This is a genomic window from Demequina sp. NBRC 110055 (genome assembly GCF_002090135.1).
Taxonomy (GTDB): domain Bacteria; phylum Actinomycetota; class Actinomycetes; order Actinomycetales; family Demequinaceae; genus Demequina.
The window spans coordinates 114,722-139,001 of the sequence record NZ_BBRL01000008.1 but is presented as its reverse complement, the minus strand read 5'-3'; the positions used below and the strand labels follow the sequence as shown (position 1 = coordinate 139,001).

Below are 24,280 nucleotides of genomic sequence, written 5' to 3'. Positions count from 1 at the left end.
GGACGCTTCTCAGCGTGCCCGGCGCTGCCGGGTGTGGCGGGGGTCTACGGACGCGTCACCGCGTGCGCTCCTCGCCCGACGGGGAGTCGGCGGCATCGGCCACCGCTACCGGGACCTCAGCGCCCGACAGGGGAGCGCCGGCCAGCTCGGCCTCCGCACGCTCCTCGGGGGTGGGCTCCGAGATCGTGACCTGTAGCGCGGGCTGCACCCGCACCAGCAGCGCGGCGGCCGCCGCGGCCACCAGCACCGCCGCGACCGAGACCCACATGGCGGTGGTGAAGCCGTAGACGGCGGCCTGGGCCTGGTCGGCATCGAGGCCGCCGTTGTCGGTGATCCAGCGCGTGGTGGCGTTCGCAGCGACCGTGTTGAGCAGGGCGATGCCGATCGAGCCGCCCACCTGCTGGGTGGTGTTGAGCGTGGCCGAGACCACTCCGGCATCGGTGCCGCGCACCCCGCCCGTCGCCGTGGCCATCGACGGCATGAACGTCATACCCATGCCGAGTCCCAGGAAGACGAGGCCCGGGAACACGTGCAGCCAGTACGACGAGCCGACCTCGATCTGGGTCAGGAAGGCGAGCGCCGCGGCCGCGATGAGCAGGCCGGGGAGCATGAGGCGGCGCGGGCCCACGCGCGGCAGCAGGCGGGCCGAGATGCCGACCGACCCTGTCATCATGCCGACGACCATCGGCAGGAACGCGATGCCGGTCGCCATGGGTGAGAAACCCTGGATGCCCTGCATGTAGTACGTGAGGAACAGGAACACGCCGAACATGCCGATCTGGCTGAGCCCGACCGCGGTGAGCGCCCCCACGCGGTTGCGGTCGCGCAGCAGGTGCAGCGGCAGGAGGGCGTGCGGGGTGCGCCGCTCGACGGCGACGAAGACGGCCATGAGGGCGATGCCCACCGCAAGCGAGCCGAGCACGATGCCCGAGGTCCAGCCGTCGTTCTCCGCCTCCGACAGGCCGTACACGATCGCGAGGAGTCCCGCCGAGGCCAGTACGGCGCCGGGGATGTCGAGGCGCACGCGCACGGAGGATCCCGCGCGGTCGTGCAGGAACAGCGAGGCGCCGATGACCGCGACGATCGCGATCGGCACGTTGACCATGAGAGTCCAGCGCCAGTCGACGTACTGCGTGAGCGCGCCGCCGAGGATCAGGCCGATGGCCGCCCCACCGCCCGCGATCGCGCCGTAGATGCCGAGCGCGCGGGCGCGCTCCCTGGCCTCGGTGAAGGTGACGTTGAGCATCGACAGCGCTGCGGGGGCCAGGAGGGCGGCAAACACGCCCTGGAGGGCACGGGCCGCGATGAGCATCTCGAAGTTCTGTGCCACGCCGCCCAGCGCGGAGGCGCCGGCGAAGCCGATGAGGCCGATCAGCAGCGTGCGCTTGCGGCCGAGTACGTCGCCCAGGCGTCCGCCCAGCAGCAGCAGGCCGCCGAAGGCGAGGGTATAGGCGGTGATGACCCACTGGCGGTCGGCGTCGGAGATGCCGAGATCGGCCTGGGCCGTGGGCAGCGCGATGTTGACGATGGTCATGTCGAGCACGACCATGAGCTGCGCGAGGCCGATCGCGGCCAGGCCCCACCAGCGGCGGGGATCGGGGGTGGTGTCCATGGGGGACCTTTCGTGGAGGGCTTTCGCGCCGGCGGATGGCCGATGCGGCGGCGCTGTCCGTGGGTTGCCCGGCTGGGCGGGGCGGCGGCCCGGGTTCTTGTGGAACTTCCTAGCCGTCCGGTAAGTTACGTAGTGGACATTAGGCGCTCTACTAACCGGGCGTCAAGTTAGTTGGCGAAGTTTTACGGAAGTTTTTCTTCACGGCAGGAGGCGAACGTGACGGTCGAGACGGCGACGCGCAGGCGCGGCGACACCCGCGAGCGGATCCAGGAGGTCGCGCTCGAGCGGTTCACGTCGAACGGCTACGACCAGACCTCGCTGCGCGAGATCGCCGAGGACCTCGGCGTGACCAAGGCGGCGCTGTACTACCACTTCAAGTCCAAGGAGGAAATCCTCGACGGGCTGCTGTCCTCGGTCGCATTCCAGGTCGATGAGCTCGTCGCCTGGATGCGCGAGGAGGCTCCCACCCATGAGCGGCGCATCGAGATGATCCGCCGCCTGGGTGAGATCACCCGTGGCGCGGGCGGGGGAGTGCTGCAGTGCGTGCAGCAAAACGAGGTGGCGCTGGCCAATATGGGCCGCACGACCGAGCTCATCCACCACATGAAGCAGCAGTTGTGGGACGCGGCCCTTCCCGACGACTCCTCGATCGAGGACAGACTGCGCATGCGGATGGCGGTGATGGCCGTCCTCATTTCGTCGAAGCCGGACTCCGACCTGGGCGGCAGTGCCGACGACCGCGCCGCGGCCGCGCAGGTGGTGGCCGCGTCCTTGGTGCCGTGAGCGCCTACTCGTAGTACAGCGCGACCGGCTTGCCGTCGATCTGGTGGACCTCGACGGGGCTGTCGTAGATGTCTGCCAGCACCTCGGGTCGCATGAAGCCGGACACGTCGTGATCGGCCACCACGCGGCCGTCGCGCAGCGCCACGATCCGGTCCGCATAGCGCGCGGCGAAGTTGATGTCGTGGAGCACGACGATGACGGTCTTGCCGAGCTCGTCCGCAAGGCGGCGGATCAGCCGCATGATCTCCGTCATGTGGCGCAGGTCCAGGTTGTTCAGCGGCTCGTCGAGCAGCACGTAGCGCGTGTCCTGCGCGAGGATCATGGCGACGAAGGCGCGCTGGCGCTGGCCCCCGGAGAGCTCGTCGAGGAACCGGTCGCGCAAGGGGCCGAGGTCGAGGTAGTCGAGCGCGCGCTCGATGTGCTCGCGATCCTCGACGGTGAGACGACCCTTCGAATGCGGGAAGCGCCCGAACTCGACGAGGTCGTGCACCGTCAAGCGCGCCGCGATGTGGTTGTCCTGACGCAGCACCGCAAGGGTGCGCGCCAGGTCGGACGAGGGTGTCTCGGCTACATCGCGGCCGTCGATCGTGACCGTGCCGGCATCGGCCTGGATGAGCCGGCCCACCACCGAGAACAGCGTCGACTTGCCCGCGCCGTTGGGGCCGAGCAGCGCGGTCACCCCGACGTCGCCGAGGGTGAGGGAGACGTCGTCGAGCGCCGCGGTGGTGCCGTAGCGCTTGGTGACGTGGTCGAGCGCGATCATCGCGCCCCCTTTCTGAGCACGAGGACGAGGAAGAACAGGCCGCCCGCGAACTCGATGACGATCGACAGGCTCGCCCCGAAAGAGAACACCTGCTCGAGGATGAGCTGACCGGCCAGCAGGAAGACCGCGCCGAGCAGTGCCGCGGCCGGCAGCGTCCAGCGATGGCGGAAGGTCCCCGCGTAGGAGTAGGCGAGGTTGGCCACGATGAGGCCAAAGAACAGGATGGGGCCCACGAGCGCGGTCGAGGCCGCGACCATCACGGACACGATGACGAACAGCGTCATCACCACGCGCCGGTGGTTGACTCCGAGGCCCACCGCGGCCGATTCACCCAGTGACAGCACATCGAGCGTGCGCACCAGCGGCACGATCGCCGCGCATCCGCCCGCAACGATCGCTGCGGTGGCGGCGAGAAGGCTGGGGTCGGGGCGGGTGAGTGACGCGAAGGCGGTGTCGGTGAGGATCTGGAAGTCGAGGGGGTCGAGCATGCGCTGCATCCACTCGGTGAGCGAGCGAAAGAACGTGCCGAGCACGATGCCGACGAGGAGCATGAGGTGCAGCGAGCGCCGTTTGCCGCCGAACAGCCACGTGAACAGCAGTGTGCTGAACGCGACCATGACGAGCACCTGCACCGCCCACAGGGTGAGGGCGTCGGTGCGCAGGAACGCCACGCCTCCTGCCACGAACACGATCACCGTGGAGACGAGCATGTAGAACGCGTCGAAGCCCATGATGGACGGCGTCAGGATGCGGTTGCCCGTGATCGTGTGGAACACCACCGTAGACACGCCGACGGCGACCGCCACGACCGCCATCGCCGCGATGGTGAGCGAGCGCACGCGCAGCGCGAAGGTGAACGAGCCGGGGATATCGGTGAAGAGATAGACGGCCGCGAGGGCGACCACGATGGCGCCGAGCAGGCCGATGCGCACGGCGGGCGAGGACCACGTGAGGCGGCGGCGCGAGGGAGCGGGCGCCTCAACGACGTCAATGAGCACGGCTTCCCTTTCTTAGCAGCAGCCACAGGAACAGGCCCGCGCCGATGACGCCCACGACGACCGACAGGGGGATCTCGTAGGGGAAGCGCACCGTGCGCGCGATGATGTCGCAGGCGAGCACAAAGACGGCGCCCAGGCCCGCGACCCACGGAATGGAGCGGCGCACGTTGTCGCCCACCAGCAGACTGACAATGTTGGGCACCACGAGTCCCAAGAAGGGGATGATGCCGGCAGTGACGAGGACCGATGCCGTGATCACCGCGATCACGCAGGTGCCGATCGCCATGACGCGGCGATAGTTCAGCCCCAGATTCGTGGCAAACTCCTCGCCCAAGCCGATCACGCTGAAGCGATCCGCTGCGACCCACGCGACCACGGCCATCGCGGCCGCGAACCAGAGGAATTCGTAGCGGCCCTGCATCACCGAGGCGAAGCTGCCCTGCGACCACTGGCCCAGCGACTGCAGGAGGTCGAGCCGGTAGGCGAAGAAGGCGGTCACCGCGCCGACGATGCCGCCCAGCATGATTCCCACGAGCGGGACGAGGACCAGTTGGCGTACGGGCACGGCGCGGATGACGCGCAAGAACACCCAGGTGCCGACCAGGCCGAAGACCGTGGCGACTCCCATCTTTCCGACGACCGTCATCCCGGGCCACAGCACCATCGCGACGAGCATGCCGAGCGTCGCGAACTCGGTGACGCCCGTCGTTGAGGGCTCGACGAACTTGTTGCGCACCATCATCTGCATGATGAGGCCCGCGATGGCGAGCGAGGCGCCGGCGAGAACGACGGCGACGGTGCGCGGCACCCGACTGGCCACCAGAAGAAACGCGGCGTCGGTGTCGCCCGCGAGCAACGACGCGGGCGTCACGTCGGACACGCCGATGAACAGGCTCGCGCCGGCGAGTACGGCGAGGGCGGCACCGATGAGAGCCCCTGTCCACACCCGGCGTGGCCGGGTGCGGACAGGGGCGTCGGTGCGCGTGAGCGCGGCGTCAGTCACCAGAACGAATCTGAGCCCTTAGTCGGTGATCTGCATCATGTCGTCGATCATGAGCTGCGTCGTGTCGAGTCCGCCGAAGATGATGTACCAGGGGGTGGGGTCCAAGTAAATGATCTGGTCCTCCTGGTATGCGGTGGTCTGGTGAACGATGTCGTTGTCGAGGACCTCGGCGGCTGCCTGGGCGTCATCCTCACCCACGGCGGCGTCGCGGTCGACGACGTAGAGGTAGTCGGGGTCGTTCTCGAGCAGGAACTCGAACGAGACGGGCTCGCCGTGGGTAGCCGAGGCGATGTTGTCGACGACCGGCGTGACGCCGAAGACGTCGTAGATGAGTCCGCCACGGACCGCCGGTGTGTTCGCGCCCTCGCCGGCGGGCGACATGGCGCTGAGGGAGCCTCCCGACACCATGAGTCCCAGCCCGGTGCCGGCGTCCGCCGTGGCCGCCCGCACCTCGGCGATTCCGGCCTCCAGGTCGGCGAGGACGGCATTGGCTTCGTCCTCGGCTCCCAGGACCTCGCCGAAGAAGGTGGCACTCTTCTCGAGCGTGTCCTCGAAGGATCCCGAAATCGACGTATCGACGGTGGGGGCGATGGCGCTCAGGTCGTCGTACATCGCGGACGAGCGGCCGCCGATCACGATGAGGTCGGGCTGCTGGGCCTCGATCTCGAGGAGGTCCGCCTCGAACAGGGTGCCGGCGTTGAAGGCATCGTCTGCCAGGTAGCCGGAGAGGTAGTCGGGAACGAAGTCCAGCGGCGCACCGGCGATCTCGCCGCCGAGGGCTCCAATCGTGTCGAGCGAGGCAATGTCGAACACCACAATCGTCTGCGGGTTGACCGGTACATCGACGCTGGTCTCCTCGAACTCGGGATCCTCATCCTCGCCCGCAATGTTGCGGTCCCACGTGTAGGTGACGGTCTGCGGCTCGCTCGCGCTCTCGGCCGCAGCGGCAGCGGCGTCGGAGGTCGCCGTCGACTCGGCGTCGTCACTCGACGCGCAACCGGCGAAGACGACGGTCGATGCGGCGATGGTGGTGATCGTCGCGAGGGATCGTGCAAAAGCCATGGGTCTCTCTTCCGGGAGGGCGCAAGCGCCCGCCCCTCGGTCGGGTGGAGGAGGGTGCGGCGCCGCGCCCAAATACGCAACATCTGCGTACGGAAAATGACCCTAGCGCATTTTGCTCACAGCGGACGCACGTAATTGCCCGCCTCCGTGCCGACGTCGTCCCCGGCCTCGCGGGCGGAGACGAGTCGTCGTGGGTTCAGCGGCGCGCGAGAATCGCGTCACACACCTCGATGAGGCGCTCGCGCAACGGAGCGGCCCGGCGGGTGAACTCTCGCTGCCGCGCGGCGTACTCGCTCTTGCCCTCCGGGGTCTCGACCGCGATCGGCTCTAGCCCGTACGACGACACGTCGTAGGGCGACGCCTGCATGTCGACGTAGCGCACATCGCGCGCGAGTTCGAAGCAGTCAAGCAGCAGGTTGCCCGGCACGGCGGGGCCCAGCTTGTAGGCCCACTTGTATAGGTCCATGGTGGCGTGGAGGCACCCCGGCTGCTCCATCGCGACCTGAGTGTCGCGCGTGAGTTGATGCGCGTTGCGCGGCACCGCCGGCGCCGTGAAGAACCGGAACGCGTCGATGTGCGTGCACACCAGGGGATTTGCCTCGACCGCGGCGTCGGTGCCGTCCTGGCCGAGCCGCAGGGGCAGCGGGTGGCGAAGGTCGGAGTCTGCGCGGTAGACCATGGCCCACTCGTGCATTCCAAAGCACCCTAGAAGCGGTTTGCGGCCCGCCGTCGCCGCAAGCAGTCGGCGGATATGCACGACCGCCTCGCCGCGGTCCGCGGCGAAGGTGGCCGCGTCGAGAGCCGTGGTGCCGTCGGGTGAGGTGACGTACCAACGGGCGCAGGTATGCGCATCGGCCGCCTGCAATCCGACCCCGACGCCCGGGTGCCACCGGCGTATTTGGCCGGGCTTGAGACCGAAGTACTCGAACAAGAAGTCCTCGATGGCGTGGCGCTCGCCCCTGGCGGCGCGCTCGCGGCGGCCGGCGGTGAGGGCATCGGCCCGTTCCTCGTGGGCCCGTGACTGCTCACGCCAGGCGGCGGGGCTGAGCACGGCGGCGGCGAGGGTGGGCATCTCGCTATTGTCCCAGGCCTGAGGGCACGCGAGCATCGGCCGCCCGCGTCGACCATGCGGTCAGCCAGCGTTCGAGCGGCCCGGCGCCCAGGCGCCAGCGCCACAGCGAGCACATCACGACGATCCCGAGCCACAGGGCCACGAGCGACACGTTGGACGGCTCCCACACGATCTCCGTGCCCACGAAAACGATCACGATGAGGTGCCCCACGTATGCCGTGAGCGCCATCGACCCCACGGCCAATAGAGGCCACACCGCGGGCCTGGCGACGCGCGCGACCGACAGGGACGCCCCGATGACAAGCAGGGCGACACCCACATTGGTCATCATCTCGACGGGGGAGTAGCTGTGGTCGGTGAGGTCCAGCCACCACGACGCGGGATCCGCACCCTCGCTGAGGGAGATCGCCACGATGCGCCGCGCGGTGACGATCGCGGTCAACGCGAGCCCCAGCAACACGAGCACCACGCGGTCGGAGCGCAGATCGAACCGCCCCACGCACACCCCGATGAGGACGTACCCCATCCATGCGAGCGCCGGATAGTAGGGGCCCCACAGCGCGCCCACCACCAGAATGCCAGGGTAGGCGGTTCCCCACAGGGACCCGTGACCCACGACCGCGTCGATCTGTAGCGCCACGTAGCCGCCGAGGCCGAGACACAAGCCCGCGAGGACGAGCAGCACGTCGGTGCGGACCCGTAGCAGCGGGATCGTCAACCAGAACATCACGCCAAGGTTGGTGAGGATGACCACGACGGGCGTACCCAGAAGTGCGAGGACGAGTCCGAGACCGACGAGCATGGCCCCCCGCACGGCGATCCGGATCCGTGTGCGTCGCGCGTCGGCGTCCTCCACCGCCGCGACCGCCACCGTGCCGCGGCGGGTCAGCATCATCGTCATCGACACTCCCGCGAGCACCGCGAAGAGCGCCGACGGGAAGCCGTGCGTCACGACAAGCCAGTCCCATGACTCGTTGTCGCCCACGTGCGCACCCACCATGCCGAGCACGGCCAAGCCGCGCGCGAGGTCGAGGCCGTCAATGCGTGAGGTACGGGCGGCCGATGCCGCGGCCGGCCGGGCGGCGAAGCTCACTGAGCGATGGCCTTCGCAAGGACGGCCTCGCCCCACGCGTAATGGTTGCCCAAGCACTCGTCGGCGACCTCGGCAAGCGACTCGCGTCCGAGCCAGGGGCGCGCCTCGGTATCGAAGAGCCGCTCGTCGTCGAGGCGCCTGAGCAGCGCGCACAGGCGGCCGTGAGACTCGATGAGCAAACCGCGCGCCTCCTCGTACGTCCAGTGACGGTGCGCGAAGTAGAGGGCGTCGTTGAGCGAGGTGAGGTCCCGCCAGGTGTATCCGGCCGCGGGGAATTCGGGTTCCTCGCCTGCGTTCTCAGCATCGATCCAGTCGAAAAACAGCAGATGCCAGGCGTGCAGGTGGGTGAGCACGTCGGTGGTGCGTCGGCCAAGGTAGGCATCGCCCAGGTGACGGTCGCGTTCCGCGTCGGCGACAGCCAGCAGCGAGTCCAGTCGTTCGTCGGCGGAGGAAATGAGCTCGTCGACGGTGGCAGGTGACATACCTCGCATCGTAAGGCCCTCGCCCCGAGTGTGACAGGCCTTCGCCGGACAGGACATCACTCTGTCGCTGGCCGCACGGCGTTGCTAGTGTTGCCGACATGGGCTCACGCGAGCCCGCTCGCTTGGTGGGGCGCGAGGTGGAGCGGGGCAGAGTCGAGGCGCTCATTGCTGCAGCGCGCAACGGCCACGGGGGCGCGCTCTTGATCCTGGGGGATCCAGGCATCGGAAAGACGGCCCTGGTGGACACGGCCCAGGCCGGCGCTACGTCGATGGCGGTCACGCGCATTCTCGCGTGCGATGTCGAGACCGCGATCCCGTATGGCGCGCTGGAACGCCTGGTCAGCCCCATCCTGGCCGCCATCGATGCGCTGCCTGTCGCACAGCGGGACGCGCTCCAGATCGCGCTCGGCCATGGTGATGGACCGCCGCCGCGCGCCTCGCTCGTGGGGCTCGCAGTCCTCGGCCTCGCTGCCCAATGGTCAGCGCGCACACCCGTGGTGATGCTGGTCGACGATGCACACCTGCTTGACGCCGAATCCGCCGAGGTCCTCGGATTCGTCGCGCGGCGCCTGGGAGCCGAGGCCATCGCCCTCATCGTCGCCAGCCGTCTCGACGACGCGGCGCAGGCGGCCTTCGCTGGGGTGGATACGCTCGCCCTCGAGAGGCTCGGCACGCGTGAGACGACCGACCTGTTGCGCAGCCTCATTGACGCTCCCGTCGAGATCGACGTCGAACATGCGATCGTCGCCTCCACGGCGGGCAACCCTTTGGCGGTCTGTGAGGTCGCACGCGAGTGGAACACCCATGACCTCACTCGAGTGGCGATGGGCGTGGAACCCGGGCCCATCGGGCCTCGACTCGAAAGCCACTACGCCGCCCTCGCGGCGGGGCTCACGCACGAAGGTCGCACATGGCTCTTGATCGCCGCGGCGGAGGGGACGGGTGACGCCTCAGCCGTGCGTACGGCGGCCGGGACACTGGGCGTGACGGACGACGCCTCCGCGGAGGTCGAGCAGGCAGGACTGGTGAGCATCCGAGACTCCATCAGGATGCGCCACCCTCTGGTGCGTGCGGCGGTGTACTCGACGGCGCCAGACCGTGACCGGCGGGCCGTACACGCCGCCTTGCGGGACTACTACGTGTCCGTCGGCCACGACGAATTCGCGGTCCAACACGCGGCGACGGCGGCCTCAGGGCCCGACGGGGACATCGCCGCGGCGCTTGCGGGCCTGGCGGATCGTGCCGCGGCGCGAGGTGCACGTGTGACGTGTGCGCGCCTGCTCGAGCGAGCCGCAGGCCTCAGCCCTCGCACCGAGCAGGCACACGAATTCCTCATCGCAGCGGCCGAGGCTGCCATCTCAGGTGGACGTGCCCGTCTCGCGATGGAATGGGTCGCGGACCTCAGGCGAGACGACCTCGATGCCGAGCTGAGCGCGCGGCTTCTCATCGTGACCACTCAATGTGCGCTGTTCCTCTCGCAGATGTCCGGTGCCGGCGCCATCGTGCACGAGATCGTGGCGGCGGCCGATGCCGTGCGCGGTATCTCCGCGCCACTCGAACGTCGCCTCTTGCTCTTCGCCTTCGAGGTCATGCAGGTGGCGCTACCTGCCGACGTGATCCGCGACCTCCGGCCGTTTGGTGAGCGGGCACGTCTCGCGGTGGGTGACGCCACCGACGCCACGGCCCAGGTCCTTGCCGCTGTCGCCGCCATGATCCTGGATGCCTACGTGGATGCTGTGCCCGTGATTGAGGCAGCGTCGCGCACGCTGCATGCGCTGGAGGATGAGGAACTGATCGCCTTCGCGTCGACCCTGGTGGTGCCCACGCTGGGAGTGTGGGATGCGGACGCGGCCGCCGCGCTGTTCGAGCGGGCCGCCGCGGGTGCGCGCCGCGTCGGTGCCCTGCGCGAGCTCGACGCGGTGCTGTGGACCGCCAGCACGGTGGAAATGGCGCGAGGCCGTCCTGCGGCGGCCCAGGCTCTCCTGGCTCAGAGCGAGGAGGTGCGCCACATGCTGGGATACGCGGACGCGCTCGCGATCAATCCTGCGGTCCTGGCGTGGTCGGGGGTTCCCTCCGACACCCTCGCTCAGGTGGAAGGCGCACTCGAGGCGATGGGGTTCGGTGGGGTGGTCCGCATCGGCCGAACTCACTGGTCGCTCCGTCAGATCGCTGAAGGCGACTATGAGGGGGCCTATCGCGGCCTGAGCGACGCGCTCGCGGCGCCCTTCCTGCAGGCGTCATACTCCCAGATACCCGACGCCATCGAGGCCGCAGTGCGTTCCGATCACCTCGACGAGGCACAGAGCCTCGCAGGGGAGATGACGGCCATCGCGACGGCGTGCCAGCGACCATGGGCGCTCGGCCTGGCCGCCCGTGCCGCCGCTCTGCTGGCAACAGGGGCAGACGCCGCGCATCACTATCTCGAGTCCATCGCCCACCTTGACCGTACCGGGATGGTGGGCGAGCGAGGTCGTTCGCACCTCTTGTACGGCGAGTGGCTGCGCAGGCGCGGCCGCCGACTTGACGCCGCCGCTCACCTGACCCGCGCGCTCGAGCTCTTCGTTGAGGCCGGCGCACCCGTGTTCGCTGATAGGGCTCGCCGCGGGTGGACTCATCGCACCCGTCCGCACGAAGGCGATGGAGGGCAGTGACCTTACCCCTCGTGAAGAGGCCGTCGCCGGTTTGGCGGCGCGCGGGCGCACGAACGCCGAGATAGGGGCGAGGCTCTTCATCAGCGCCAATACCGTCGACTATCACCTGCGGAAGGTCTTCATCAAGCTCTCGGTGACGTCACGACGCCAGTTGGCCGACGCCCTGGAGCGTGCGACACGGCCGCCCGTGTAGGCGTCGACGCTAACGCTCGCAAGCACCAGCGCGCGTAGCCGCCGACAACTACGTGCGGCGCGTGGTGCGCTCCTTGGGCGCGCGGCGAACGATGAAAGCCACGGGCCCCGGAATCCCCTCGCGGGGCCACCGAGATGCGGGAGGCTTCCATGCCGTTCGTCACCACCGAAGACGGCACGCAGATCTTCTACAAGGACTGGGGAGGCGACGGATCGCCCGTCCTGCTCAGCCACGGCTGGCCGTTGAATTCGGACGCCTGGGAGGCGACCGCGCTGTTCTTGGCCACTCATGGGCACCGTGCCATCGCCCATGACCGCCGCGGCCACGGCCGGTCGACTCAGACCTGGGGCGGCAACGAGATGGACACCTACGCCGATGACCTCGCATGCCTGCTCGATCATCTTGACGTCACGGACGTCACCCTCGTGGGGCATTCCACTGGCGGCGGGGAGGTCCTCCACTATGTGGGGCGCCACGGGTCGGCGCGCGTGGCGAAGCTTGTGCTCGTGTCCGCCGTGCCACCGCTCATGGTGCGCACCGACGACAATCCGGATGGCCTACCCGAAGACGTCTTCGACGGCATCAGGGCCGGTGAGGCCGCCAATCGCTCCCAGCTGTACCGAGACCTGGCCGACGGCCCGTTCTTTGGTCACAACCGTGGCGGTGATGTGCCGCAGGGCACCCGCGACGCCTTCTGGCTTCAGGGCCTGGCGAGCGGCACCCGCAACGCCTACGAGTGCATCGCGGCGTTTTCGGCGACGGATTTCCGTCCCGACCTCGCCGCGGTCGATGTGCCGCTGTTGGTGATCCACGGCGACGACGACCAGATCGTGCCCTTCGACATCAGCGGCCGCAAGTCGGCGGCCGCCGTGCCGGGAGCAACCTTGCTGGTCTACGAGGGCGGCGCGCACGGCCTGCCCGATACCGACCGCGAGCGCCTTCACGCGGACCTGCTCGCGTTCATTGACGCCTAACAAGGAGTAAGCCATGTCCCCAGCGTCGGCAGCACTGCCGCCCATCGTCCTCATCCACGGCCTATGGATGACGCCCTCCAGTTGGAACACCTGGGCCGAGCGATTCCGCGCTCGCGGCCATGTGGTGTACGTCCCCGGGTGGCCCGGCATCGACGACCGTACTCCGGCCGAGGTGCGCGCCGACCCGTCGTCCCTGAGGGGACGCTCGATCGGAGAGATCGTCGACCACTACGACGCCTTCGTCCGTGGTCTCGACTCACCTCCGATCATCATGGGTCACTCCTTCGGGGGTCTGTTCGCCCAGATGTTGCTCGACCGTGGACTCGGCGTCGCGGGCGTGGGCGTGGAGCCCGGCCAGCCCGCGGGCGTGCTGACGTTGCCATGGCCCACCCTGAAGTCGGGCCTCCCGGTACTGTCCAACCCCTTTGGCAAGGGCGGCGCCAAGCCGCTCACGCCCGCGCATTTCCACTACACCTTCGGCAACGACCTCACCCGCGAGGAGTCCGACCGCGAGTTTGAGGCGAACGGAGTCCCCGCCGTCAACCAGGTGTTCTTCGAGGGTGTGTTGTCCCTGCCGCGCACACGGTCCGGAGTCACCGCCATCGACTTCGCGAAGCCGGACCGTGCCCCTTTGCTCATCATCTCCGGGGAGATCGACCACGTGGTGCCGGCCGCGATCCACAGGACCCTGGTGAAGAAGTACGCAGCGGGACCGGCGCTCGTCGAGCACATCGAGTACCCGGGACGCACCCATCGCATCATTTCGCAAGAGGGATGGGAAGAGGTCGCGGACCACGCCCTCGACTGGGCCATGGCGCATGCTGTGGCTCCTGGGCAGCGCTCGGCCGCGGCGTGAGTCGGGCTCGACCATGAGGCTCACGCGCATCGGCGGACCCACCCTCCTGGTCGAGATCGGCGGCTGGCGCATGATCGTCGATCCCACCTTCGACCCGCCCGGGCGCCGCTATGCGTTTGGGTGGGGAACGTCGTCGATCAAGATGGCGGGGCCGGCGCTTCCCCTCGAGGCGCTCGGCTCTGTGGACCTCGCCTTCGTCAGCCATGACCACCACGCGGACAACCTCGACGACGCTGGCCGCCGCCTGCTTGCCACGGTTGCCACCGTCGTCACCACGCGGGCGGGCGCCCGTCGGCTCACGCATCCGGACGTGAAGGGCCTTCGCGCCGGGCAGACGGTGCGGCTCGAGGCCGCGGGTCTCCCACCCCTCGTCGCGACCGCCACGCCCGCGCGCCACGGTCCACCCTTGAGCCTGCCCATCGCGGGACCAGTGATTGGCTTGGCATTGTCCCGCGAGGGCCAGGCCCGCACCGAGTTGTGGATCACCGGCGACACCGTTCTTACCCGGAGGCTCCTCCGTACGGGACGGGCGTTGGACGTCGACGTCATGGTCGTCAACGGCGGGGGAGTCGCGTTCGGCGTGACAGGCCCTGTCCGGTTCACGATGACGGGGGCCGATGCCGCGAAACTCGTCGCCTCCACCGGTCCCCGCGTCGCCGTTCCCGCTCACTATGACGGCTGGTCCCACTTTGTCGACGGTGAGGCCGGCATGCGTGCCGCTCTCACCCTCGACCCCGCCTCAGCCACGGTCATCCAGTGGCTGCCCGACGGCGAAGCTGTGGACTTCGCCGCCCCGCGCCCGCATCGCCGTCGCCGGAAGCCGTCCGCGACCTCGATGCCGACGGGCTCCAGCAGTCCACCCGCTGCTCCGGGAGTCACCCCACGTCCCCCAGATTCATCCCACGCCGTACGCGACTGAGCATCGCCGCGCTCGGCCTCCTCGCCTTCACGGGCGTGGTCGCTTCGAGTGCCGCGGCCCAGCCGTCCGCCGCCCCAGCGGCGTCAAGCCGACCATCGTGCTCGTTCACGGCGCCTTTGCAGACTCGTCGGGATGGGCGCTTGTCACCCCCGTGCTGCAGGCCGCCGGATATCCGGTCGTGACCTTTTCGAACCCCCTGCGCGGGCCCGAATACGACGCGGCATACCTGCGCGATTTCCTCTCAACCATTGATGGCCCCATCGTCCTGGTCGCCCGCTCATACGGCGGTGTGGTTCTCACCAACGCCGCCACCGACGATTCCGACGTGAAGTCACTCGTCTACATTGCGGCATATGCGCCCGATGAGGGCGAGTCGGTCCAGGACATGAACCACCTGGGCGGTGGGCACACCGATGTCACCGACCACCTCGTGATACGCCCCTTCCCGGGAACGACCGACGGCAACGCGGATGCGTACATTGACCCGGCGTTCTTCCGCGACCTGTTCGCGCAGGACGTGTGCAAGACCGTGGCCGCGACCATGGCCGGCTCCCAACGTCCGGGAGCGCTGGCGGCACTCGTGCTTCCCTCGGGTGAACCGGCCTGGGAGGAGATCCCCAGCTAGTTCATGGTGGCGTCGAACGATCGCATCATCCCGCCCGAGTCCGAGCCTGTGATAGCCGAACGTGCCGGGGCCACGACCGTCGAGGTCAAGTCCTCCCACGTACCCATGCTGTCGAAGCCCGTCCAGGTCACCTCGCTGATCCTGCAGGCCGCGCGCTGAGAGGAGTCCCGTCGCCTCCGCGGGTCACCCATCACCCTGGGGAGGCGACGAGGGCCGCTCACGTGGGACCCGGCGCACGCGACGCACTACGCTGGAGTCCATGCGTATTGCCCGATTCACCACTGGAGACGAGCCCCGCTACGCGATTGTCGACGGCGCCCCCGGCGAGGAGGAGCTGGTGGTCCTCACCGGCGACCCCATGTACACGCCGGGCAACGTCACCGGCGAGCGCATCAAGCTCACCGACGACGTCCGCCTCCTCGCCCCCGTGATCCCGCGCTCGAAGGCCGTATGCCTCGGCAAGAATTACGCCGCGCACGCCGAGGAGATGAAGGACATCACCGGCCCCACTGGTGCCTACCCGATCGTGTTCCTCAAGCCCAACACCGCCGTCGTGGGCCCCGACGACCCCATCGTCCTGCCCGCCTACAGCGATGACGTCCAGCTCGAGGCCGAGCTCGCGATCGTCATCGGCCGCATGTGCAAGGACGTCCTGCCCGAGCACGCCGAGCAGTACATCTACGGCTACACGTGTGCCAACGACGTCACCGCGCGTGACGTCCAGAAGCAGGAAGGTCAGTGGTTCCGTGGCAAGGCGTTCGACACCTCGCTACCCATCGGCCCCTGGATCGAGACCGAGCTCGACACCGACGATGCCCGCATCACCGGCTCGATCAACGGTGAGGTGGTCCAGGAGGGCAACCTCAAGGACATGATCAACGGCATCCACGAGGCCATCGCGATCGCCTCCGAGGTGACGACCCTGTTGCCCGGTGACCTCGTCCTCACCGGCACCCCCGCGGGAGTGACCACTCTCAGCCACGGCGACATCGTCGAGGTCGAGATCGAGGGCCTCGGCACCCTGCGTAACCCCGCGATCCGCCGCTAAAGAAGCCTCACCCGGCCACGGCATCGGCCGCCCGAACGGCAACACCTGCATATCCGTACCACCCTGGAGAACCTCACACCGTGACTGACACCGCCGCCCCCGAGGTCCGCGTCCGCTTTTGCCCGTCCCCGACGGGTACCCCGCACGTGGGCCTGATTCGCACCGCCCTGTTCAACTGGGCCTACGCGCGCCACATGGGCGGCAAGCTCGTGTTCCGCGTCGAGGACACCGACGCCGAGCGCGACTCCGAGGAGTCGTACGAGCAGCTGCTGGACGCGCTGAACTGGTTGGGCATCGACTATGACGAGGGCCCCGGCATCGGCGGCCCCTACGCGCCCTACCGCCAGTCCGAGCGTCACGAGCTGCACCTCGACGTCGCGAAGCGCCTGCTCGAGGCGGGTTACGCGTACGAGTCGTTCTCGAGCCCCGAGGAGATCGAGGCCCGTCACAAGGCCGCCGGACGCGACCCCAAGCTGGGCTACGACGGCTTCGACCGCGACCTCACCGAGGAGCAGAAGGCCGCGTTCCGAGCCGAGGGCCGCCAGCCCGTCATCCGCGTGCGCATGCCCGATGAGGACATCACCTTCACCGACCTCATCCGCGGCGAGATCACGTTCCGCGCGGGCTCGGTGCCGGACTTCGTGATCGTGCGTGGCAACGGCGTGCCGCTGTACACGCTCGTCAACCCCGTCGACGACGCGCTGATGAACATCACCCACGTGCTGCGCGGCGAGGACCTGCTGTCCTCGACCCCGCGCCAGATCGCGCTGTACCGCTACATGGTCCAGCTGGGCGTCGCCAACCAGGTGCCCGAGTTCGGCCACATGCCGATGGTGCTGGGCGAGGGCAACAAGAAGCTGTCCAAGCGCGCCCCCGAGTCCAACCTGTTCCTCCACCGCGAGCGCGGCTTCATCCGCGAGGGCCTGCTGAACTACCTCGCGCTCCTGGGCTGGTCCATTGGCCCCGACCGCGACGTGTTCACGCCCGCCGAGCTGGTCGAGGCCTTCGACATCCGCGACGTCACCCCCAACTCCGCGCGCTTCGACCTCAAGAAGGCCGAGGCGATCAACGCCGACCACCTGCGCATGCTGCCCCTGGGCGACTTCGTGGCCCGCACCGTGCCCTACCTGCACGCGTCCGGCCACCTGTCGAGCGCCGACCCGCAGGACCTCACCCCGCACGAGGAGCAGACCCTCGCTGAGGCCGCGCCGCTCGTGCAGACCCGCATGAACCTCCTGGGCGAGGCGCCCGGCATGCTCGGCTTCCTGTTCGAGGACGACCACGGCTACGAGTTCGACGAGAAGGCGCTGGCCAAGCTGCCCGAGAACGCCGCGGAGATCCTCGACGCCGCCATCGCGGTGCTCGAGGGACTCGATGACTTCGGCGCCGTCGCGCAGCAGGAGGCGCTGCAGGCCAAGCTGGTCGACGAGATGGGCATCAAGCCGCGCTTCGCGTACGGCCCGCTGCGCGTCGCGGTCACCGGTCGCCAGGTCTCGCCGCCGCTGTTCGAGTCGATGGAGATCCTGGGGCGCGAGCACTCGCTCGAGCGCCTGCGTCGCCTGCGCGCGACCCTGTGACGGGCGCTTCGTGACGACGGCCGATGCCGTGACGGGCCGGGTATCGCGGCCCGCCATCCGCGGGGTGCTGCTGGACGTCGACGACACCCTCGTCGACACCCGCGGCGCCTTCCGTCACGCGCTGCTGCGCGTCGCGGACGAGTACCTCGACGCGGGCGCGGACCCCGAGGCCGTCCTCACGCACTGGCGCGAGGATCGCTCCGGCTGGTACCGCGCCCACACCCGCGGTGAGATGACGCACCGCGAGCAGCGCAAGCGTCGCGCCGAGGAGCTTCACGCCACGTTTGGCGGGCCCTCTCTCGCCGACGACGAGGCGTACGACATCTGGGACGCGGGCTTCGAGCGCCACTTCCGTGAGGGCTGGAAGGCGTTCCCCGACGCGGCGGCCATGCTCGACGCGCTCGATGCCGCGGGCATTCCCTATGGCTCGGTCTCGAATGCCGACCTGGCGTACCAGGAGCTCAAGCTCGCGGCGTGCGGGTTGGAGCGCGTGGAGATGTTTGTCGGAGTCGACACGTTTGGCGTCGGCAAGCCGGACCCGCGCGTCTTTCTTGAGGGCTGCCGCCGCCTGGGCCTCGAGCCGGCAGAGGTGGCCTACGTGGGCGACGAGCCCGATATCGACGCCGGGGGAGCGGCCCGCGCCGGACTCACCGGCGTCTGGCTGGACCGCCCTGGCACGCGTCGCGCCGGCCACGACGGCGAGGGGCTGCCCGAGAACACCGTGAGGATTGCGGGGCTCGACGAGCTGATCTCAGCGGTGAGGCCGTCGACGCCGTAGCGGGCCAGCGGCTGCGGACGTAATCTGACCTCAGGGGCGCACTGAAGCGCCCGGAGGAGCGATGGCGCCCACGGAGTACGTTCTCGTCGAGGACCCGCACGGTCGCGGGTCGGGACACGGCCGCGCCGAGCGAGAACCGCCCGACGCGCCCTCGTGGCGGTCCCGCCTCGCTGTTCTGGGTGCCGTTGTCGGGCTCGCGACCGTGGGGCTGTGGCTGTGGGGCGATGCCGACGGCACCCCGAGCCCGGAACCGACGGTCACGGCCGCACCAGCCGAAGCCGCCCGTGCCACCGCGCTCGCATACCGCGAGTTCGAGGACCGGCGCGACCTCGTCGAGTGCATGGCCGGTCGCGGGTATCCCTATGAAGTACGCGTGGTCGACAACGAGGGGTCGCTCGCCGCCGTGGCCGACTTCCTCGGCGTCCGCCCGGACACGGCCCACCCGGATGCCCCGCTACCGATGCTGCGCCAACCGGACCTGTACCTCGGCAGGGGAGGGCAGGCCGTCGAGGTCGCCACGGGTTCCGTCGGTTGCTCCCTGACGCGGACAGGCGTCGATGTCACGGATGACGCCGCGGTGCGCGCCACGGTCGACGCCGCTCGCGCCGACCTTGCCTTTCGCGACGTGGTCGCCGAGCAGGTGTGGATCGCCCAGCATCCGGCCGAAGTCACCCAGCGTGTCGCGCTCTTACGCTTCGACCGCGCGGAGCACCCCGCGCGCGACACATACCTCCAGGACCGTTGGTTGCGGGCGCTCGAGGCGGCCACCGCGGTCATTGACGACACCGACGTGACGTGGATTCCCGTGTCCGTCGTCACCGTCGATGCGTTCGCGCAGGCGGCCGGGCTGACCGCCGCCGGCAACGCCGTCGTGATCCGTGTGGGGGACCGAGACGAGCCCCTCCAAACGGGGGTGGCGCTCACGCGCGTCCGAGCAATTCCGTGTGGGGAGGTTGCGATCAGCGCCGCCATCGAGCAGCCCTATGGCGATGAGGAATCCTTGGGTGCGGTGACGAGCGCGCTCACCGCGGCCTGCGGAGCCCTCGTGGCGGCGGGCTACGCCGAGGCCGAGACGCTCGCCGAGGTTTACTTCGACTGAAGGCCCGGTTTGGAGCATCGGCCGCGAGCCGGTACAGTTGTTCCTCGGTCGGGCCCTCGGGTCCGCACCGTGAAACCCGCCTCGGCGGGGTCGTTGGCCTATGGTGTAATTGGCAGCACGAAGGTTTCTGGTTCCTTTAGTCTTGGTTCGAGTCCAGGTAGGCCAGCCAGCGAAAAGCCCGCTTCGGCGGGCTTTTTTGTTGCCCCGGCGGGTGCTGCATCCGTCCGCCGCTCACTACGTCGCACGCAGGGGAGCGCCGGTCATCGTGAGGAGCGCGAGGCGCTCGGCGCTCTCGGAGCCGGGCTCGGCGGTGTAGACGAGGAGCCGGTGCGACTGCTCTGGGTCGACAAGCGTCTGGCATTGAAGCGTGAGGTGGCCCACCTGGGGATGGTGGAACCTCTTGACGTCGGGCGGGCGCACCCCGACCTCGTGGTTCTCCCACAGGCGGCGGAATTCGTCGTTGGTGGAGGCGAGGCGGTGAGCAAGGTCCGCTGCGCGCGACGAGGGCCCCCTCTGCGCGACCACGTCGCGCAGTCCTGCGGCATAGACCCGCGAGAGCACGGCCTGATCCTCGAGCGGATACGCGCGTCGGAGGGCGGGGTCTGTGAACCACCGGTAGCCCAGCGACGCCTCGTCGCCCTTCCGGAGGGAGGCATCGCCCAGGAGCGCCACCGCCGCCGGAGTCTGCTTCAACGTCTCGCCGAGCTCCGTGATGATCTCCGCCGGCGTGTCCGCCATCCGGTCGAGCACGCGCAGGAGCCCTGGACTGACGTGATGGCTCGACGGGCCCCGCTGAGGAGGATGGTGCCCCGCCAGTCGGAAGACGTGGTCTCGCTCGTCAAGAGAGAGGTGCAGGCCCTGCGCGATCGACGCGATCATCGCCGCGGACGGCTGCGGGCCCGTGCCACGTTCGATCCGTGAGTAGTAGTCGGTCGAGATATGGCACAGCATGGCGACCTCTTCGCGACGCAGGCCACTGGTCCGTCGCCGCGCTCCCCGAGGCAACCCCACATCCTCGGGCTGCAGCGCCTCACGGCGATGGCGCAAGAACGTCGCGAGTGCGGCACGGTCCATCATGTTCGGTTCCCTTCACGAGCCCAGCATCGTCCCTCGTTTCTACACTGACAGCGCTCACGCATCCACGGATTCTCGATCCACCCCTCGCTGGCCGTGGCCTCAAGCATGGATTGCGAATCAGTGGTTCACGCGGCCCTGAATGGCGATCGAGCGGCGTGTCACGCTCGTCGAGTCATCAATACTCGACGTTTGGAGCAGCCACCATGGCACGCAGCACTCTTCCTCTTCCCGACCTCGCGGGCCAGCTCGCCGTGGTGACAGGAGCGAGCGACGGCATCGGCGCGGTGATCGCACAGCGCCTTGCGCATGCGGGGGCCGAGGTGATCATGCCCGTGCGCAACGTCGCCAAAGGCGACGGTGTCGCCTCCCGTATCCGGCGAGACGTCGCCGGCGCGAGGGTGGAGGTGCGCAGTGTGGACCTCTCGTCGCTCGCTTCGGTCGGCGCTTTCGTGAGCGAACTCGAGAACGAGGGCCGCCCGATTCGCCTTCTCGTCAACAACGCGGGCGTCATGACACCGCCCGGCCGCCAGACCACGGCAGACGGGTTCGAGCTCCAGTTCGGCGCCAATCACCTTGGGCACTTTGCGTTGACGCTCGGGCTCCTCGACCTGCTCCAGGCGGGCCGCGCGCGGGTGGTGAACCAGACGAGCGTGGCTGCGCGCAACGCAACCATCAACTGGGACGATCTGTCCTGGTCGCACGATTACGGCGACGGTATGGGCGCATACGCCCAGTCGAAGCTCGCCGTGGCCCTCTTCGGGCGCGAGCTGCACGAACGCAGTCGCGAGCAGGGGTGGCACATTGCGAGCGTGCTTTCTCACCCGGGTATCTCGCCGACGAATCTGCTTGCCGCACAGCCGGAACTGGGGCGCACGCACGACACCCGACAGCGACGCTCGATCAGTGTCCTCTCGCGGATCGGTATCGCGGGCACGGTCGCGAGCGCCGCGGAGCCCGCGGTTGTCGCGGCGGCCTCGCCGACGATCGCCGGCGGCGAGTTCGTGGGCCCCCGGCACATCATCGGAGGTCCCGCGACGGTGCAGCGGCGCTTGTGGTCGCCCTTCGGCGACCGCGACCAGGCGCGCGAGCTGTGGCGCGTGTCCGAGTCCCTCGTCGGAGAACACCCCTCCTCGCGAGGGTAGAAACGGACACGGCCGCAGCACCGGCCCACGTGCGACGGTCGGTCGATATGCGTGGGTCGGTCGATGCACATGGACGGGCTGCCGCCCGTGGGTCGACCGTCACAGGCGGCCAAGCCGACGCGCGTTGCGCACCGGCGCCGCGCGAGCGCGGGGTCTACTCGACCTCGAGGGTCACCTCCTCGCCGTCCCAGCCGGCCGTGACCGCGTCGCCCTCGCGCACGTCGCCGTCCACAATGCGGCGCGCGAGCGAGTTGAGGACCCGCGTCTGGATGAGCCGCTTGAGCGGGCGTGCCCCGAACGCGGGGTCGAATCCATCGCGGGCGAGCGAGGCCCGCAGCTCGTCGGTGACGGTGAGCGCCACGTCCTTCTGGAGCGCCAGGCGCGCCACGGTCTTCGCGATCTCGGTGTCGACGATGCCCTCCATCGCGGCGGGATCGATGCGGTCGAAGATCACCACGTCGTCCAGCCGGTTGAGGAACTCGGGACGGAAGGCGCGGCGCAGCACGGCCTGCAGGTCCGCCTCCAGGGCGCCACGGTCGCTTCCATCCCACGCGAGCACGATGTCAGAGCCGAGGTTCGAGGTCATGATGAGGATCGTGTTCGTGAAGTTCACGGTCCGTCCACGGCCATCGGTCAGGCGCCCGTCGTCGAGCACCTGGAGCAGCACGTTCCACACATCGGGGTGCGCCTTCTCGACCTCGTCGAACAGGACGATCGAGTAGGGGCGGCGTCGCACGGCCTCCGTGAGCTGACCGCCCTGGTCGTAGCCCACATAGCCCGGGGGAGAGCCGATCAGGCGCGACACGGCGTGCGACTCCATGTACTCCGACATGTCGATGCGGATCATCGCCCGCTCGTCGTCGAACAGCTGCTCCGCGAGCGCACGGGCGAGTTCCGTCTTGCCCACGCCGGTGGGTCCCAGGAACAGGAACGAACCGATGGGCCGGTGCTCGTCGGCGATGCCCGCGCGGGCACGCCGGATCGCATCCGATACCGACGCGATCGCGCCGTCCTGGCCGACGACGCGCTCGTGCAACCGCTCCTCGAGGTGGCCCAGCTTCGCGGACTCGTCGGTCAGGAGCTTCTCGACGGGCACGCCGGTCCACTTCGCGACGACCGCCGCGATGTCCTCGCCGGTGACCTCCTCGCGCAGCATGCGCTCCTCGGGTGCAATCCCCTCCAACTCAGCCCGCGCATCGGCCATCGCCTTCTCGGCCGCCGGGATCTCGCCGTAGCGAATACGGCCAGCGGTCTCGAGCTCGCCCAGGCGTTCGGCGCGGTCGAGTTCGCCGCGGAGGCCCTCGAGCCTCTCGGTGGCCGCCGAGACGCGCACGATCAGGTCCTTTTCGCGCGCCCAGCGCATGTTGAGGGCCTCGGACTCGTGGCGGAGCGCCGCAATGTCGCGGTCGATTTCGTCGCGGCGTGCCTTGGCGTGCTCCGACTTGTCCTTCGCGACCTGGGTGCGCTCGATCTCGAGCTGCATGATGCGCCGGCGGGCGCGGTCCAGCTCGATAGGCATGGAGTCGAGCTGCATCTTGAGCGCGCTCGTGGCTTCGTCGATCAGGTCGACAGCCTTGTCCGGCAGGAAGCGGTCGGAGATGTAGCGATCGGACAGGCGCGCGGAGGACACGATCGCCTCGTCCGTGATCTTGACGCCGTGGTGCACCTCGTACTTCTCCTGCAGCCCGCGCAGGATCGCGACCGTGTCCTCGATGGACGGCTCGCCCACGTAGACCGGTTGGAAGCGGCGCTCGAGCGCGCTGTCGGTCTCGATGTGCTCGCGGTACTCGTTCAGCGTGGTCGCGCCGATCATGCGCAGCTTCCCGCGCGCGAGCATGGGCTTCAAGATGTTGCCCGCGTCGACCGATCCGTCCGCCTTGCCGGCGCCCACGATGGTGTGGAGCTCGTCCACGAACAGGATGATGCGTCCCTCGGCGGCCTCGACCTCGGCGAGGATCGCCTTGAGGCGCTCCTCGAACTGGCCGCGGTAGGCGGCGCCGGCCACGACGGAACTCATCGCGATCTCGATGACGCGCCGGTCCTTGAGGGAGGAGGGGACGTCGCCTGCAACGATGCGCTGCGCAAGGCCCTCGACGATCGCGGTCTTGCCCACGCCGGGCTCGCCGATGAGGACGGCATTGTTCTTGGTGCGCCGCGTGAGTACCTGCATGACGCGGCGGATCTCCTCGTCGCGGCCGATCACGGGGTCGAGGCTGCCCGCCTCGGCGAGCGCCGTGAAGTCCTGGCCGAATTGCTCGAGCGCGGACTGCTCCTGGGTGTCAGGAGCCTGAGGGGTGGTGGTCATGATGAGCCTCCTGGTGGTCGAGGGGTGTGCGACACAGGGTTGAGTCGCTTACGCTCAACTTTACATAACGCGCGTCCGGAATGGCAACAGGTGGACGACCGATGCCGTGGCGGAGGAGGATGGCCACGTCGCCCCGATCTTGGGGTCGGCGGCGATTTGGAAACCTCG

General features: G+C 69.0%; 23 protein-coding genes and 1 tRNA gene. 14 read left to right on the top strand and 10 right to left on the bottom strand.

Annotation, left to right across the window (positions count from 1 at the left end; translation table 11 throughout):
• Positions 1–55 precede the first annotated feature (55 nt).
• Positions 56–1,612 (bottom strand): MFS transporter, encoded by a 1,557-nt coding sequence (locus B7K24_RS09850; RefSeq protein WP_084130163.1) that lies wholly within the window; start codon positions 1,610–1,612, stop codon positions 56–58.
• 216 nt (positions 1,613–1,828) lie between these two features.
• On the opposite strand from B7K24_RS09850, the gene B7K24_RS09845 reads away from it, so the two are divergent.
• Positions 1,829–2,395, top strand: coding sequence for a TetR/AcrR family transcriptional regulator (locus B7K24_RS09845; protein WP_159449213.1), 567 nt, complete (start codon positions 1,829–1,831; stop codon positions 2,393–2,395).
• Between the two features lie 4 nt (positions 2,396–2,399).
• Here the strand turns inward: B7K24_RS09845 and B7K24_RS09840 are convergent, their stop codons facing one another.
• The 7 genes from B7K24_RS09840 to B7K24_RS09810 all read right to left on the bottom strand — a co-directional run bounded on the left by B7K24_RS09840 (position 2,400) and on the right by B7K24_RS09810 (position 8,868).
• Entirely contained in the window at positions 2,400–3,158 is a 759-nt protein-coding gene (locus B7K24_RS09840) for an ABC transporter ATP-binding protein (RefSeq protein ID WP_084130161.1), read from the bottom strand.
• Positions 3,155–4,156 (bottom strand): iron chelate uptake ABC transporter family permease subunit, encoded by a 1,002-nt coding sequence (locus B7K24_RS09835; protein WP_084130160.1) that lies wholly within the window; start codon positions 4,154–4,156, stop codon positions 3,155–3,157. The genes B7K24_RS09840 and B7K24_RS09835 overlap by 4 nt, the downstream gene beginning before the upstream one ends.
• The gene (locus B7K24_RS09830; RefSeq protein ID WP_144268238.1) at positions 4,146–5,159 is read right to left on the bottom strand and encodes an ABC transporter permease; all 1,014 of its coding nucleotides are present in this window, start codon (positions 5,157–5,159) and stop codon (positions 4,146–4,148) included. The genes B7K24_RS09835 and B7K24_RS09830 overlap by 11 nt, the downstream gene beginning before the upstream one ends.
• An 18-nt stretch (positions 5,160–5,177) precedes the next feature.
• Entirely contained in the window at positions 5,178–6,221 is a 1,044-nt protein-coding gene (locus tag B7K24_RS09825) for a siderophore ABC transporter substrate-binding protein (protein WP_084130159.1), read from the bottom strand.
• A gap of 196 nt (positions 6,222–6,417) precedes the next feature.
• Complete coding sequence (locus tag B7K24_RS09820) at positions 6,418–7,293, bottom strand: 3-methyladenine DNA glycosylase (protein WP_084130158.1); 876 nt, start codon at positions 7,291–7,293, stop codon at positions 6,418–6,420.
• 4 nt (positions 7,294–7,297) lie between these two features.
• Positions 7,298–8,386, bottom strand: a complete 1,089-nt coding sequence (locus B7K24_RS09815) for a heparan-alpha-glucosaminide N-acetyltransferase domain-containing protein (protein WP_084130157.1) — start codon at positions 8,384–8,386, stop codon at positions 7,298–7,300.
• The gene (locus B7K24_RS09810) at positions 8,383–8,868 is read right to left on the bottom strand and encodes a ClbS/DfsB family four-helix bundle protein (RefSeq protein ID WP_159449212.1); all 486 of its coding nucleotides are present in this window, start codon (positions 8,866–8,868) and stop codon (positions 8,383–8,385) included. Before B7K24_RS09810 ends, B7K24_RS09815 begins: the two co-directional genes overlap by 4 nt.
• A 98-nt stretch (positions 8,869–8,966) precedes the next feature.
• Here B7K24_RS09810 and B7K24_RS09805 point away from each other — a divergent pair, with 98 nt between their 5' ends.
• The 12 genes from B7K24_RS09805 to B7K24_RS09755 all read left to right on the top strand — a co-directional run bounded on the left by B7K24_RS09805 (position 8,967) and on the right by B7K24_RS09755 (position 19,757).
• Complete coding sequence (locus tag B7K24_RS09805; protein WP_084130155.1) at positions 8,967–11,519, top strand: AAA family ATPase; 2,553 nt, start codon at positions 8,967–8,969, stop codon at positions 11,517–11,519.
• A complete protein-coding gene (locus B7K24_RS13770) occupies positions 11,506–11,712 on the top strand; it encodes a helix-turn-helix transcriptional regulator (RefSeq protein ID WP_084130154.1) in 207 nt (68 codons plus the stop codon). Before B7K24_RS09805 ends, B7K24_RS13770 begins: the two co-directional genes overlap by 14 nt.
• 149 nt (positions 11,713–11,861) lie before the next feature.
• On the top strand, positions 11,862–12,686 hold the full coding sequence (locus B7K24_RS09795) for an alpha/beta fold hydrolase (RefSeq protein WP_084130153.1): 825 nt from the start codon (positions 11,862–11,864) through the stop codon (positions 12,684–12,686).
• 13 nt (positions 12,687–12,699) lie between these two features.
• Positions 12,700–13,542, top strand: coding sequence for an alpha/beta hydrolase (locus B7K24_RS09790; protein WP_084130152.1), 843 nt, complete (start codon positions 12,700–12,702; stop codon positions 13,540–13,542).
• A 13-nt stretch (positions 13,543–13,555) separates the two neighbouring features.
• The gene (locus B7K24_RS09785) at positions 13,556–14,461 is read left to right on the top strand and encodes an MBL fold metallo-hydrolase (RefSeq protein WP_084130231.1); all 906 of its coding nucleotides are present in this window, start codon (positions 13,556–13,558) and stop codon (positions 14,459–14,461) included.
• Positions 14,462–14,558: 97 nt separating this feature from the next.
• Positions 14,559–15,086, top strand: coding sequence for an alpha/beta fold hydrolase (locus B7K24_RS09780; RefSeq protein ID WP_234986663.1), 528 nt, complete (start codon positions 14,559–14,561; stop codon positions 15,084–15,086).
• Positions 15,087–15,089: 3 nt separating this feature from the next.
• Positions 15,090–15,245: a hypothetical protein gene (locus B7K24_RS13665; protein WP_234986662.1), complete on the top strand. Its 156-nt coding sequence runs from the start codon at positions 15,090–15,092 to the stop codon at positions 15,243–15,245.
• A 100-nt stretch (positions 15,246–15,345) separates the two neighbouring features.
• Positions 15,346–16,134 (top strand): fumarylacetoacetate hydrolase family protein, encoded by a 789-nt coding sequence (locus B7K24_RS09775; RefSeq protein WP_084130151.1) that lies wholly within the window; start codon positions 15,346–15,348, stop codon positions 16,132–16,134.
• Between the two features lie 80 nt (positions 16,135–16,214).
• The gene (gltX, locus tag B7K24_RS09770; protein ID WP_084130150.1) at positions 16,215–17,711 is read left to right on the top strand and encodes a glutamate--tRNA ligase; all 1,497 of its coding nucleotides are present in this window, start codon (positions 16,215–16,217) and stop codon (positions 17,709–17,711) included.
• Positions 17,712–17,721: 10 nt separating this feature from the next.
• Positions 17,722–18,489, top strand: a complete 768-nt coding sequence (locus tag B7K24_RS09765; protein ID WP_234986661.1) for an HAD family hydrolase — start codon at positions 17,722–17,724, stop codon at positions 18,487–18,489.
• A gap of 61 nt (positions 18,490–18,550) precedes the next feature.
• Positions 18,551–19,588 (top strand): hypothetical protein, encoded by a 1,038-nt coding sequence (locus B7K24_RS09760; RefSeq protein WP_084130149.1) that lies wholly within the window; start codon positions 18,551–18,553, stop codon positions 19,586–19,588.
• A gap of 94 nt (positions 19,589–19,682) precedes the next feature.
• A tRNA-Gln gene (locus B7K24_RS09755) sits at positions 19,683–19,757 on the top strand.
• Positions 19,758–19,822: 65 nt separating this feature from the next.
• Here the strand turns inward: B7K24_RS09755 and B7K24_RS09750 are convergent.
• The gene (locus B7K24_RS09750; protein WP_084130148.1) at positions 19,823–20,665 is read right to left on the bottom strand and encodes a helix-turn-helix domain-containing protein; all 843 of its coding nucleotides are present in this window, start codon (positions 20,663–20,665) and stop codon (positions 19,823–19,825) included.
• Positions 20,666–20,868: 203 nt separating this feature from the next.
• On the opposite strand from B7K24_RS09750, the gene B7K24_RS09745 reads away from it, so the two are divergent.
• Positions 20,869–21,807, top strand: coding sequence for an SDR family oxidoreductase (locus B7K24_RS09745; protein WP_084130147.1), 939 nt, complete (start codon positions 20,869–20,871; stop codon positions 21,805–21,807).
• 154 nt (positions 21,808–21,961) lie between these two features.
• Here B7K24_RS09745 and B7K24_RS09740 read toward each other — a convergent pair whose 3' ends face one another.
• A complete protein-coding gene (locus B7K24_RS09740; protein WP_084130146.1) occupies positions 21,962–24,112 on the bottom strand; it encodes an ATP-dependent Clp protease ATP-binding subunit in 2,151 nt (716 codons plus the stop codon).
• Between the last annotated feature and the right edge of the window lie 168 nt (positions 24,113–24,280).

What these genes read in the sequence shown, in the direction of transcription:
- B7K24_RS09805 (WP_084130155.1), top strand. Translation starts at nt 8,967, where the DNA reads ATGGGCTCACGCGAGCCCGCTCGCTTGGTGGGGCGCGAGGTGGAGCGG.
- B7K24_RS09750 (WP_084130148.1), bottom strand. Translation starts at nt 20,665, where the DNA reads ATGATGGACCGTGCCGCACTCGCGACGTTCTTGCGCCATCGCCGTGAG.
- B7K24_RS09775 (WP_084130151.1), top strand. Translation starts at nt 15,346, where the DNA reads ATGCGTATTGCCCGATTCACCACTGGAGACGAGCCCCGCTACGCGATT.
- B7K24_RS09810 (WP_159449212.1), bottom strand. Translation starts at nt 8,868, where the DNA reads ATGTCACCTGCCACCGTCGACGAGCTCATTTCCTCCGCCGACGAACGA.
- B7K24_RS09825 (WP_084130159.1), bottom strand. Translation starts at nt 6,221, where the DNA reads ATGGCTTTTGCACGATCCCTCGCGACGATCACCACCATCGCCGCATCG.
- B7K24_RS13665 (WP_234986662.1), top strand. Translation starts at nt 15,090, where the DNA reads ATGGTGGCGTCGAACGATCGCATCATCCCGCCCGAGTCCGAGCCTGTG.
- B7K24_RS09850 (WP_084130163.1), bottom strand. Translation starts at nt 1,612, where the DNA reads ATGGACACCACCCCCGATCCCCGCCGCTGGTGGGGCCTGGCCGCGATC.
- B7K24_RS09740 (WP_084130146.1), bottom strand. Translation starts at nt 24,112, where the DNA reads ATGACCACCACCCCTCAGGCTCCTGACACCCAGGAGCAGTCCGCGCTC.
- B7K24_RS09790 (WP_084130152.1), top strand. Translation starts at nt 12,700, where the DNA reads ATGTCCCCAGCGTCGGCAGCACTGCCGCCCATCGTCCTCATCCACGGC.
- B7K24_RS09760 (WP_084130149.1), top strand. Translation starts at nt 18,551, where the DNA reads ATGGCGCCCACGGAGTACGTTCTCGTCGAGGACCCGCACGGTCGCGGG.
- B7K24_RS13770 (WP_084130154.1), top strand. Translation starts at nt 11,506, where the DNA reads ATGGAGGGCAGTGACCTTACCCCTCGTGAAGAGGCCGTCGCCGGTTTG.
- B7K24_RS09840 (WP_084130161.1), bottom strand. Translation starts at nt 3,158, where the DNA reads ATGATCGCGCTCGACCACGTCACCAAGCGCTACGGCACCACCGCGGCG.
- B7K24_RS09785 (WP_084130231.1), top strand. Translation starts at nt 13,556, where the DNA reads ATGAGGCTCACGCGCATCGGCGGACCCACCCTCCTGGTCGAGATCGGC.
- B7K24_RS09820 (WP_084130158.1), bottom strand. Translation starts at nt 7,293, where the DNA reads ATGCCCACCCTCGCCGCCGCCGTGCTCAGCCCCGCCGCCTGGCGTGAG.
- B7K24_RS09745 (WP_084130147.1), top strand. Translation starts at nt 20,869, where the DNA reads ATGGCACGCAGCACTCTTCCTCTTCCCGACCTCGCGGGCCAGCTCGCC.
- B7K24_RS09795 (WP_084130153.1), top strand. Translation starts at nt 11,862, where the DNA reads ATGCCGTTCGTCACCACCGAAGACGGCACGCAGATCTTCTACAAGGAC.